Genomic DNA, 12,437 nt, shown 5'->3' on the forward strand with positions numbered 1-12,437 from the left:
ATGCACACTAGAACCGTCATCACTTCGGCAACCCTGGCACTTTCCCTGCTGACCACCAGCGTCATGGCAGCTATCAGCGATCAGGAAGCGGCTCAACTGGGCACCACGCTCACACCGTTGGGCGCGCAGAAAGAAGGCAACGCCGACGGCAGTATTCCGGCCTGGACCGGCGGGCTCAAGGCTGATGCCGCGCCAGTGGACAGCAAAGGCTTTCTCGGTGATCCGTTCAAAGACGAAAAGCCGCTGTTCACCATTACCGCCGCCAACGTCGACCTGTACAAAGACAAGCTGAGCCCCGGCCAACTGGCGATGTTCAAGCGTTATCCGGACTCTTACAGGATTCCGGTGTACCCAAGCCACCGCACGGCAGCGGCGCCGGCCAGTGTTTACGCGGCAGCGAAAAAAAGTGCGGTCAACGTGAAGTTGGTCAATGAAGGCACAGGCTTGGCCAACTTAGCCGACACACGCTACTACGCCTTCCCGATTCCTAAAAGTGGAGTTGAAGTTTACTGGAACTACGTCACCCGCTACCGCGGCGACAACATTGAGCGTTCGGCGGCACAGGCCGCACCACAAGTCAACGGCGACTACACCATCGTCGAGACTCATGACCAGAACAGCTTTCCGCAATACATGGACGGTGTAGACCCACAGTCGGCGAAGAACATTCTGTATTACTACATTTTCACCATCAACGCCCCGGCACGCCTGGCCGGGACCGTGTCGATGGCCCATGAGACCATCGACCAGCTCATAGAGCCGCGTAAGGCCTGGACCTACAACGCCGGGCAACGGCGGGTAAGGCGTGCGCCGCAGTTGGCCTATGATGCCCCTGGCCTCGCCTCCGATGGCCTGCGCACCTCCGACAACGCCGACATGATGAACGGCTCGCCTGATCGTTACGAATGGCAGTTGTTAGGCAAGAAGGAGATGTACATCCCCTACAACAACTACCGTCTGCAATCGCCAAGCCTGAAGTATGCCGACATCATCAAACCAGGCCACATCAACCAGGACCTGACACGCTACGAGCTGCACCGGGTGTGGCACGTGCAAGCGACGCTCAAGGCTGGCCAGCGACACATCTATGCCAAGCGTGACATGTACTTCGATGAAGACACCTGGGTACTGGCTGAAGTCGACCATTACGATGGCCGCGGGCAGCTCTGGCGCGTGGGCGAAAACCATACCTACAATCATTACGAAAAAGGCTTGAATGCTCCTGCAGCACAAGGCTTTTACGATTTGATGGCCGGGCGTTACATCGTCGCCACCATGAGCAACGAGGCGAAACGCGCGCCGCAATATGGTAACCGCACCAAGATGGCAGATTTCACCCCTGCGGCCTTGCGCAATGCGGGTATTCGATAAGTACCCAGCGACGAAATGCTGTACTGAGGCAATGCTGTTGACTGAAAAAATCCGATACCGGCTCGCTGGTATCGGATTTTTTTGTGCGTGCTTACTTGCCCTTTCTGCCCCTGAATCGGGCCTGTTGCCGGTGGGAGCAACTGCCTTGCAGGGCTTTGCCCGAAGTGACCATCGACCATGAAGCCAGCTCCCGGTGGGAGCTGGCTTGCCCTGCGATCTGGCGCAAAGCGCCAGCAATTCAGTCGCCTCGGTATATCAGCTGCCTTGCAAGCAGCTGATTTTACGGCCGCTGCGCAGCCGATCGCGGGGCAAAGCCCGCTCCCACCGGGTCGGTGTGAACCCGGTAGGAGCTGGCTTGCCCTGCGATCTGGCGCGAAGCGCCAGCAATTCAGTCGCCTCGGTATATCAGCTGCCTTGCAAGCAGCTGATTTTACGGCCGCTGCGCAGCCGATCGCGGGGCAAGGCCCGCTCCCACCGGGTCGGTGTGAACCCGGTAGGAGCTGGCTTGCCCTGCGATCTGGCGCATAGCGCCAGCAATTGATTCGCCTCGGTATGTCAGCTGCCTTGCAAGCAGCTGATTTTACGGCCGCTGCGCAGCCGATCGCGGGGCAAGGCCCGCTCCCACCGGGTCGGTGTGAACCCGGTAGGAGCTGGCTTGCCCTGCGATCTGGCGCATAGCGGCAGCAATTCAGTCGCCTCGGTATGTCAGCTGCCTTGCAAACAGCTGTTTTTACGGCCGCTGCGCAGCCGATCGCGGGGCAAGGCCCGCTCCCACCGGGTCGGTGTGAACCCGGTGGGAGCTGGCTTGCCCTGCGATCTTACGCAGCCAATCGCAGGCCTACCTGCGCTGAACTACGTTGGTCTTATTCGAAAAGCACTTTAGCGCCAAGCTCACTCCACGCTTCGATCTTGTCGTGGTAACGCGCTTCAATCAGGTTGCGGCGAATTTTCAGGGTCGGGGTGAGCAGACCGTTGGCAATGCTCCAGGGCTCGTGCACTACCACCAGACAGGCCAACTGCTCATGTGCCTCTAACTGTGCATTGAGCGCTTGCAGAAATACTTCCAGTTCAGTGCTCACCGTGTCGCGTCCCTGGGCGCTGTCGAGCAACGCCCGGGTGTCTGGAAACACATTGACCAAGGCCACCGGTTGCGCCAGTCCGACGCCGGTCACGCAGGTGGCTTCGACACGGTTGTGATTGCCCAGCCTGGCCTCGATGGGCACTGGCGCCACGTACTTGCCCTTGGCGGTCTTGAACAGTTCCTTGACCCGCCCAGTGATGCGCAGGCGGCCTTGCTCATCTTGCTCGCCACGGTCGCCGGTACGAAACAGACCGTCGTTGGTATAGCTCTGCGCTGTCAGTTCCGGTTGCTTGTAATAACCCAGCATTTGCGCAGGGCTCTTCACCAGAATCTCGTTGTCGTCGCCAATACGGCTGTGCACACCGGCCACCGCAGCGCCGACATACCCCGCGCGCACCTGCCCTGGCAGGCTGAAATGCGAAATGCCGAAGTTCTCCGACATGCCATAGCCTTCGAGCAATTCCAAGCCGAGCTGGCGATACCACGCCATGACCTTCACCGGCAGCGGAGCTGAGCCGGACAGGCCGGTATGCACTTGATCGAGGCCCAGGGCGCTGAGGATCTGCGCCTTCATCAACGGCGCTTGCTGCGGATCGGCAAACGCCGCTTGCTGAACCGAGGGCGCAATACGTTCGTTGATGCTCTGGTAGAACTTGCCCCACAGCCGTGGCATGGACAGGAAAATTGTCGGCCGTGCGCGACGTAGGTCATCGCTGAAGGTCTCAAGCCCGAGGTTGAAGAACACACGGCAGCCGCTGAACAACGAAATCGCCTCCACCACAGCCCGCTCAGCGGTGTGCGCCAGGGGCAAGTACGACAACAGACGATCACTGCTGCAGGTACCCTTGCCGCCGGCGTAGATCGCGCCGGTAAGCGCCGGCGCCTGATACATCGCGTTGAAACTGAGCATCACCCCTTTGGGGTTCCCGGTGCTACCCGAGGTGTAGATGATGGTCGCCAGTTCATCCGGTGCCGGGCAAACGACCTCCGCCGGTAGCGGCATTGACGCGACTATATCCGCCCAGGCTTTGCCGTGGCCGCACGCCGACATGGGTAGATCGATCAGCGGCAGGTCGACGGGGACCGCTGCGCTGATGATGCTCCAGCCCGCCGCGTCACCGTCAAGTCGGCCGACGAACAGCACATGCACGTCGGCGTGCTCCAGGACATAGCGTACGGTGTCGGCGTTGGCGCTGGCATACAACGGCACACTGACGTGTCCGGCCATCCAGATCGCCAGGTCGGCGATGATCCAGTGCGCAGTGTTCTTGCCGAAAATGCCGATGGACGATTTCGGCGGCAGGTCAAGGGATTGCAGATAGGCCGCCATACGCCGGGCCTGGCTTGCGGTCTCATGCCAGGTGTAATCGATCACGCTACCATCCGGTTGCGGTTGGGTCAGGTAGATCGAATCAGGTGTGCATTGCTCCCAGTGAAGGAAACGGTGCAACAGCGTAGGGTGCTCATTATTCTTGTTCATAGCGATCCTGCGTCTGAGGGGTGGTGTTCCACCCTTTGCTATTGTTCTGTGCGCGACAAACGAGCCGCGTTGTTCAGGCGCGCTGATAAAGTGTGGTCATCACCGTACCATCCGTACCGATTTGATGCTGCAACGCAATCTGCGCGCCGAAGACTTGACGCGGTCCGGCGTTGCCACGCAACTGGCTCACCAGCTCAATGCACTGTGCCAGCCCGCTCACCGCCGGCGCCTGTCCAAGTGACAGCAGCCCCCCCGAGGGATTGACCACCAGGTTACCGCCATAGGTGTTGTCACCGTCTTCGACCATTTTCTCGGCGCAACCTTCAGGGCACAGGCCCAATGCCTCGTACAGCAACAGTTCGCCGAGGGTACTGCTGTCATGCAGCTCGCACACACTGACTTGCTCAGGCCCAATGCCAGCCCGCTCGTACAATTCCCGGGCGGCGGCGATGCTGACCTCATAACCGGTACCGGCGAAACGCACATCCTGATCGGCGCCAACCGCCTGGGGCACTGCCACACGCGCCTGCGCAAGGATCCTGACCGCTCGCGCACCCCGGGCTTGCCGAGCCATCTGATCGGAGCACAGCAATAAAGCGGCCGTACCCGTGCTGGCCCAGGCAAGTTGCGGGGATGTGAGGGGGGCGGCGATGACCTCAGCCTGCAGGACTTCATCGAGGCTTGTCGCATGCCTGTACGCTGCCAGCGGATTGAGTGTGCCATGTCGGCGCGCCTTGACCGCAACCATGGCGAAGGTTTCCGGGCGAACCTGATAACGCGCCATGTATTCACGTGCTGTAGCACCAAGCTGCGCAAGCGTACCGCCCTGATCGGTGAATGGCAGCAAGTCGTCTTGTACGCCGAGCACCATCGCACACTCGCACAAGCCCATTTCGATGGCCCGGGCGGCATTGAACAGCACAGCGCAAGCATCGGACGGAGTTGCTGGTACAAGTTGCAGGGGTACCGCGGCGAATCCTGCGTGATCGAGAGCACACCGCAGCCCCGTGCCCTCCATCTGGCCTGTAGCGACGAAGAGCATACCTGTATCCCTGGCGGTCAATCCGGCGTCCGCCAGTGCCTGACCGAGCGCGTCACCGACCAGCCCGATCGGATCATGTCTGAGCGCAGCGGCACTGAACGGGGACATCCCTACGCCAATCACATTGACGCATCGTTGCATCGTGCTCTCCTGAAACTGAAGCTGCCGCCTCCAGGGCATGGAGGCGGCAGATGGCCAAGGGTCAGGCCGGCAGGTGCTCGAACAGTTCGACTGCACCGTTTTTCAACACAATCACGTCACGCTCCAGCGCACGCATCTCGACGATGATGCGCGTTGGCGATTCACGCCACATGCGCGTTTGCAGGGTGTCGCCGGGCATCACGATCGAAGCGAAACGCGCTCGAACGCTCTTGAACAGCCGCGAGTCGTTACCGCAGAACGCTTTGATCACATGGCGCCCCAGGTAACCGAAGGTGCACAAGCCATGCAGGAACGGCTTCTCATAACCGGCCTTGGCGGCGTAGTCGGGATCAACGTGCATCGGGTTCCAGTCACCGCACAGGCGATACAGCAATGCCTGGTTGATGTCGGTCTGGTCGGCGAGCACAGCATCGGGTTCACGCGCAGGTGGCAGGTTGATCTCTTCGCTGGCCACGCGTTGCAGGCCGGCACCAGGCACACCTGGGTAGAAGCCGGTGACTTCGTTGTAGAACAGCGGCGTACCGTGCTCATCGGTGGTCTCGATGGCCAGCACACTGACCGAGCTCTTGCCTTTGTCAATTGCAGCCTTCAGGCGCATGCTGTGCTTGAGTTTGGCGGCTGGCGGCAAGGGGCGATACATCACGGTGTATTGCTCGCCGTGCAGGCCTTTGCTGAACGGCAGGTTCAGGCCTTCGAGCTGGGGCTGTCCGGACTTGGCTGCCCGCAGGAATACCTCGGTCGCCGGCAGCACCGCCATGGTCGGCAGCACGCGGAACTCATCACCCACGAACTCATTGACGTACAGCAGTTCCGTACGATCGAGCGGGTCTTTGGCCGCGCCCACTGCCAAGGCATAGAGTGCCGCGTCTTTCTGGTCGTATTCGGTTTCCAGGTAGGAAACGGCATTGGCCGCCACTTCCATATCGACAAAGGCATTACCCCCTTTGGCTGGCGACTCCATGCGCTCGAACAGCTCTTTGAAACCTTCAGCGCCATTGGCCGGATGCACGCTGTGCTCATCGAAGCGGGTGATTCGCTCCCAGTTGTCACGCACCAGTTCGGGGCTGAGCGTGTCGGTGTGCAGGAAACGCCCCTGCGAACGCTCCCAACGGTACTTGGCGTGAAACCCGCCGCCTACTTCAAACAGACCACCGGTGTCCTGGCACGCCTCGCTGCACAACCAGCCCACTAGCGGTGCGACATCTTCGACTTTGAGTTTGGCGTGCAACTCTTCCGGGAAGATGCCACTGGCGATGACCATGCGCGAAGCGGCAATCGGCGCGATGGTATTGACGCGAATGTTCTTGCTTGCGCCTTCGATGGCCAGCGCATGGGTGAATCCGATCAAGCCGGACTTGGCAGTGGCGTAGTTGCACTGGCCGAAGTTACCGAAGATCCCAGCGCCCGAGGCGGTCATCACAATCCGCCCATAGCCCTTCTCACGCATGATCGGCCAGACTGCGTGGGTCAGGCGAAAAGCGCCATTGACGTGGACGTCCTGAATCAAGTCCCACTGTTCATGGGTCATTTTGTGGAACGATGTATCACGTAGTACACCGGCGTTGTTGATCAGAATATCGACCGTGCCAAAACACTCAAGGGCAGTGGCGACAATCTTCTCGCCTTCGGTAACCGAATGGTAATCCGCCACGGCCTCGCCACCCAGGGCGCGGATTTCGGCCACTACGGCATCGGCTGCGGCGCTGGAGCTACCCAGGCCTTGGGTGGTCACTCCAAGGTCGTTGACCACCACCTTGGCACCACGCGCGCCGAGCAGCAGAGCGTGGGCGCGGCCCAAGCCATTGCCTGCACCGGTCACGATGGCTACTTTGCCATCAAAGCGAATCTCTTGCGTCACGATAGTTATCCTCTGTTCTAGAAATGGGTTACTCGAAGGGTCGGCTCACAAGGTGCGAGCGATGATTTCTTTCATGATTTCGTTGGTGCCGCCCCAGATCCGGTTGCCGCGGGTATCGAGGTACAGCCGGGCGATGGGGTATTCGGTCATGTAGCCATTGCCGCCGTGCAACTGCAGGCAGGCATCGACCACCCGGCTGCTCAACTCTGCAGTCCAGTACTTGGCCACGGCAGCGGTTTCAGAGGTCAGCTCACCGCGCATCAGCAACGCCAGGCAGCTGTCGACCCAGGAGCGTCCGATCTGCACTTCGGTTTTCAATTGCGCGAGGGTGAAACGCGAGTTCTGGAAGTCCAGTACCGGCTGGCCAAACACCTTGCGGGTGCGGGTGTATTCGATGGTTTGCTGCAGCGCCGCCTCAGCCTGGGCCTGAAAGCCCACCGCCCCGATGATGCGTTCCCAGGCCAGGTCGTGCATGAGCTGGTAGAAGCCCCTGCCCTCCTCGCCACCGAGCATGTTTTCGAGGGGCACGCGGCAGTCATCGAAATACAGCATGCTGGTGTCCTGGGCGTGCAGGCCAACCTTCTCAAGGGGCTGGGAGCGGACGAAGCCGGCGCGCTCTTTCTCAACAATGACAATAGAGATGTCTTTGGCGCTGCCACTGTTACCGGTTTTGCACACCACCAATGCCAGGTCACAGGACGCACCATTGGAGATGAAGGTCTTGGAACCGTTGAGGACGTATTGGTTACCCTCGCGCACCGCGCGGGTAGATACGGCTTGCAGATCGGACCCGGTGTTGGGTTCAGTCATGGCAATTGAACCGACAGCCTCGCCGCTGACCATCTTCGGCAACCAGGTCTGCTTCTGTTGTTCGGTGCCATAGTTAAGGATGTAGTTAGCTACCAGGCCATGCACGCCAAAGCCGATCAAGCCGGTAGCACCGACACGCATGTACTCCTCGGCGAACACCACATCGAACAGTGGGTCGGCGCCCGGCCCGCCGTAGGCCTCCGGTATCGAAGGCAGCAGCATTCCCAGTTCGCCAGCGTGGCGCCAGACTTCGCGGGGCACACGTTTGTCTTTTTCCCACTGGCTATGAAATGGCGCGACTGCCTCTGCCACAAACCGTCGCGCAGCGTCGCGAAACGCTTCGTGCTCAGGGCTGAACAAGGTACGGGGTATCAGGTATTCCATGGCAATTTCCTCAGTGACCCGGTTCAGAGCGTGCGCCCGACCAGATCCTTCATGATGTCGTTGGCACCGCCGGCAATACGCAGCACACGGTGATCGAGGTAGTGACGGGCGACTGGGTACTCGAGCATGTAGCCGTTGGCGCCATGCAACTGAACGCATTCGTCCACGACCTTGGTGTAGAGCTCGGAGCACCACAGCTTGGCGGCCGCAGCGGCTTCAGGGGTAAGGTTGTGCGCCAGGCACTGAGCCATGCAGCGGTCGACGTAGTTCTGCGAAACCGCCAATTGCATGGTCATGTCGGCCAATTTGAAGCGGGTGTTCTGGAAGGCGAAGATCGGTTTGCCGAACACACTACGGCCCTTGGTGTACTCCAGGGTGCTGTCGAGCACGGCCTGGGCACCGGCAACGCTACTGATGGCGATCGACAGGCGCTCCCAGGCCAACTCCTTCATCAGCTGGATAAAGCCTTGGCCCGGCACACCGCCCAGTACGTTGTGCTTAGGTACACGCACGTTGTCGAAGAACAGCATGGTGGTGTCCTGGGCATGCAGACCAACCTTGCGCAACGGTGCGGACCTGCTAAAGCCGGGGCGGTCGCACTCAACCAGAATCAGGGAAATATCCTGAGCTCCCTTGCCGGTGTTGCCGGTCTTGGCGACTACCACGACCAGGTCGCACTGGCTGCCGTTGGAGATGAAGGTCTTGGCACCGTTGATGACGTACTCGTCATTGTCGAGCACCGCGCGGGTCTTGACTGCTTGCAGGTCGGAGCCGGTGTCCGGCTCGGTCATGGCCACAGCACCGATGGCTTCACCGGCGGCCATTTTCGGCAACCAGGCCTGCTTCTGCGCCTCATCGCCAAAGTTCACCAGGTAACCGGCGACGATGTCGTGAACGCCAAAGCCGATCAGACCCGAGGCCAACCCGGCACGGTAGATTTCTTCGGTAGCGACCATCGAGAAGCGCCGGTCCAGCTCAAGCCCGCCATAGGCTTGCGGGGTGGTGGCATTGAGCATGCCCAGCTCCCCGGCGCGCTTCCAGACAGCCCGGGGTACCCGATGATCTGCTTCCCACTGTTCCAGGTGTGGCAGGCAGTGTTCTGCCAGAAAGCGTCGCACAGTGCTGCGAAACGCCTCATGCTCATGATCAAACAGGGTACGCGGTATCATTCAAGGCTCTCCTGGGGTCAATCCTTCCACCGTCGGTGCGGTGGCGATGGATCGATCATAGGAGCAGCTTTTGAGGGTCAGCCCCCTCAGGGAGGGGGGGATGTAAACGGTGGTGGGCGCCCGAGCCAGGCCCCTCGTCGCGAGTGGTTACAGCGTGGCGCCGCGCACGCAGACTAATGCCGTGTGTAACTGGCGGCACGCAATGACGATACGTCCACGCAACGTGCGTCTCTGCGTGTCGCCGGTAACCTGCACTACTCGATCATGCCGTGCTTGCGAGCCCAGGTCACCGCGTCGTAACGGCTGGAGACTCCCAGCTTGACGTAGATGTTCTTCAGGTTCCATTTCACCGTTTCCAGCGAAATGTTCAGCGTCAGCGCTACGCGCTTATTGGCCATCGCCTGGCTGATCAACTGCAAAATCGCCAGCTCACGTGGCGTGAGCATGGACGGTGCGCCTTGCGCCGATGCCTGGCCGGCGCGCTCGCCCAGACTGCCTCCACCCGCCTCCAGCAACTGCTTCAGGTAACGGTGCTCAGGCTCGGGCAACGGTTTACCGACAAGGCCGGCTATCAGTTTGCGCAGCCCCTCGCCCTCATCCAGAAAGGTCCGTACCAAGCCCAATTGCTGCCCGCGCGACAGCGCTTCAAGCAGGTGTTCATCCACCCGTTGCGGTTGCAGTAAATCGGCCCTGGCGATAGCCATCAGCAACAGGCAAGTCACCAGCAACTGGCCGCGGTGGTAGCGTGTCGCGTAGTTGTGCAACACCTGCAAGTGTTCCAGCGCCTTGTCCGGGTAGTTAGTGGCCAACAGCAAGCGCGCACGGGCCAGCGCAATCATGGCCGGAATATCTGCGCGAAAGCCCGGCGAGTTGGCATGCCTGAGCAACAGAGGTTCCAGTTGCGTGACACGCTCGGCGGCCAGCGCACGGTCGTTTGCCATCAAGGCCATGCGCACCTGCTCAACCAAACAATGCACCAGGGCACGGTCCTGGCCGATCGCACGGAAATGACGCTCCTGGCGCTGCAGAAATGCCATGGCAACGGCACTGGAATCTTGCAGCAGGTCCAGCCGCGCCCGGCAGATCGTGGCGCGCAACATAGTGTCGGGCATTGCCCATTGCAGCAGGCCACTGCGGTTTGCCAGCACCTCCCGTGCCTCGTCAATGCGATTCAACTCGCGATACACCTCGGCCAGGGTGGCGGCACCCAGATAAGCGCTGGCTGAGCGGTGGCCATGCACCGCCACGGCACGGGCCAATTGTGCCGAACCTATCCGCAAGGCCTCATGCATGTGCCCTTCCTGCAGATAGCAGAGGGTCCTGGCACCTTCGGCGACCAAGGCCATTTCGGCATCGCGCTCGGCCTCGGGAATCGGGCTGTTGTCCAGGCACTGCAATGCCTCGGCGATACGGCCGGCCGCCAGGTAGGCGATGGCAAGTAACGCCGGGGCACCGTAGCGGGTCACCGAATAGTCATCCGGCAACGCGCGAAAGTCTTTGAGCAAATCAATGATTGGCTCGGTGCGATCATGCTGGACCTCGATGGCGGCCTGGACCAGCGGCAAGCGATAGGCGACATCAGCTTGTTGCGCGGCGCCGCTGCGCTGGAACTGTTCCAGCCAGGCTTCGGCCTTGGCTGGCCGCGCAGTCAGTGCATAGGCCAGGCATCCGAGGAAAAACAGCCGTGGCCGCGAGAACAACACGTCTTGTGGCAACCGGTCGAGCAGACGCAGCAACAGGCTCAACTGGTCCAGGCTCCAGGTCGCCGGTGCGGCTTGCTCGATCACTTCAACGGCAAAGTTCAGATCACCGGCCAAGGTCGCATGCCTGACAGCCTCCGCCAGCAGTTTGCGCTCCGCGAACCAGCCCGCAGCGCGGCGGTGAAGGCTGCTTTGCGCCGCACCGTCGCGCCGCGCCAGGCGGTTGGCGAGGAAGTCGGCAAACAAGGCATGAAAACGGAACCAGGGCTGACGGTCGTCGGTTTCGACCCGGAAGATCAGCAGGTTCTCTTCATCCAGGCGTTTGAGTAGCGCCTGGGCCGGTGCTTGTCCGGTGACGGCTTCGGCCAGCGAGGCATTGAAGCGCCGGCAGATACTGATGTCCTCCATAAACGCCACCAGCGCTGGCGGAAGATGCGCTAAAACGTTTTCGGCCAGGTAGCTTTGCAGATCGTCGGAGCGCCAGCCCATCTCGCGCAATGTGCCGCGCGCCTGCGGATCGCTGCGCAACAGGATTACCACCAACTGCAAGGTGGCCGGCCAGCCGCTGGTGAGTTGATGGATCTGGTGCAATTCCTCGGGGCAGAGTTTCATTGCCGCCAGGTTATGGTCCAGGAAAGCACGCGACTCCAGCAGGTCAAAAGGCAACGCGACACAGTCGAGTTCCACCAGTTGCCCACTCAGGCGCAAGCGGCTGAAGCTCAAGGGTGGGCCGACCCGTGAGGAAATCACGTAATGCAAGTTGTCCGGGCTGTGATCCAGCAGCTTTTGCATCAACTGGTGCGAACGCGGGTCGAGCACATGCTGATAGTCGTCAATGACCAGATACAGCTCTTTGTTGATGCTGGCGGCCGCGTCGACAATCGCCGCGACTACTTCATCAATGAATTCGGGGCGCGCGCCTTCCGGCGGGATACCGCTGTCGATCGGAATACCCAGGCGCTGCAGGGCGCCGCGCAGGTAGGCGAAAAAAATAGCCAGATGATTATCGTCGGCACTGAGCGACAACCAGGCGACATCCGCCCCTGTGCGCATCACCTCTTGTCGCCATTGCACCAGCAGCGTGGTCTTGCCGAAACCGGGACTGCCGGTCACCAGCCCTACCCGGCATTGATCCATACGTCGCAGGTCGTCCAATAGCCGTTGGCGCAGAATGGTCTGGTTACCCATGCGCGGTGGTGCGAATTTTGTCGATACAAGCAGTTTGTCGGTATGCATGTCCAGACCGGTCTCCGATTCGCAAGCCGCCGGTTAACACGCAGCGACCCGTCACTGTACGGGGCAGAGTCGTATGGCTGACCTCCCCGCTGATCGGTGAATATTCGCCGAAAAGCGTTCGAAGGTCATCCGCAACGGGCACCA

General features: G+C 60.7%; 7 protein-coding genes. 1 reads left to right on the forward strand and 6 read right to left on the reverse strand.

What is annotated here, in order from left to right; genetic code table 11:
• Entirely contained in the window at positions 1-1,371 is a 1,371-nt protein-coding gene (locus tag E1573_RS09350; protein ID WP_133212860.1) for a DUF1329 domain-containing protein, read from the forward strand.
• Positions 1,372-2,234: 863 nt separating this feature from the next.
• On the opposite strand, the gene E1573_RS09355 is transcribed toward E1573_RS09350, so the two are convergent.
• From E1573_RS09355 to E1573_RS09380, 6 genes are all read right to left on the reverse strand, one after another.
• A complete protein-coding gene (locus tag E1573_RS09355; protein ID WP_133212862.1) occupies positions 2,235-3,932 on the reverse strand; it encodes an AMP-binding protein in 1,698 nt (565 codons plus the stop codon).
• A gap of 73 nt (positions 3,933-4,005) precedes the next feature.
• Positions 4,006-5,115: a hypothetical protein gene (locus E1573_RS09360; protein WP_133212864.1), complete on the reverse strand. Its 1,110-nt coding sequence runs from the start codon at positions 5,113-5,115 to the stop codon at positions 4,006-4,008.
• 61 nt (positions 5,116-5,176) lie between these two features.
• Positions 5,177-6,994 (reverse strand): SDR family oxidoreductase, encoded by a 1,818-nt coding sequence (locus E1573_RS09365; protein WP_133212866.1) that lies wholly within the window; start codon positions 6,992-6,994, stop codon positions 5,177-5,179.
• 45 nt (positions 6,995-7,039) lie between these two features.
• Entirely contained in the window at positions 7,040-8,179 is a 1,140-nt protein-coding gene (locus tag E1573_RS09370; RefSeq protein ID WP_256659512.1) for an acyl-CoA dehydrogenase family protein, read from the reverse strand.
• A 32-nt stretch (positions 8,180-8,211) separates the two neighbouring features.
• Positions 8,212-9,357 carry an acyl-CoA dehydrogenase family protein gene (locus E1573_RS09375; protein ID WP_133212870.1) on the reverse strand — a complete coding sequence of 382 codons (1,146 nt, stop codon included), beginning with the start codon at positions 9,355-9,357 and terminating at the stop codon, positions 8,212-8,214.
• A 254-nt stretch (positions 9,358-9,611) separates the two neighbouring features.
• On the reverse strand, positions 9,612-12,293 hold the full coding sequence (locus tag E1573_RS09380; RefSeq protein ID WP_133212872.1) for a LuxR C-terminal-related transcriptional regulator: 2,682 nt from the start codon (positions 12,291-12,293) through the stop codon (positions 9,612-9,614).
• Positions 12,294-12,437: the final 144 nt, after the last annotated feature.

Source organism: Pseudomonas sp. H9 (assembly GCF_004353925.1).
Taxonomy (GTDB): domain Bacteria; phylum Pseudomonadota; class Gammaproteobacteria; order Pseudomonadales; family Pseudomonadaceae; genus Aquipseudomonas.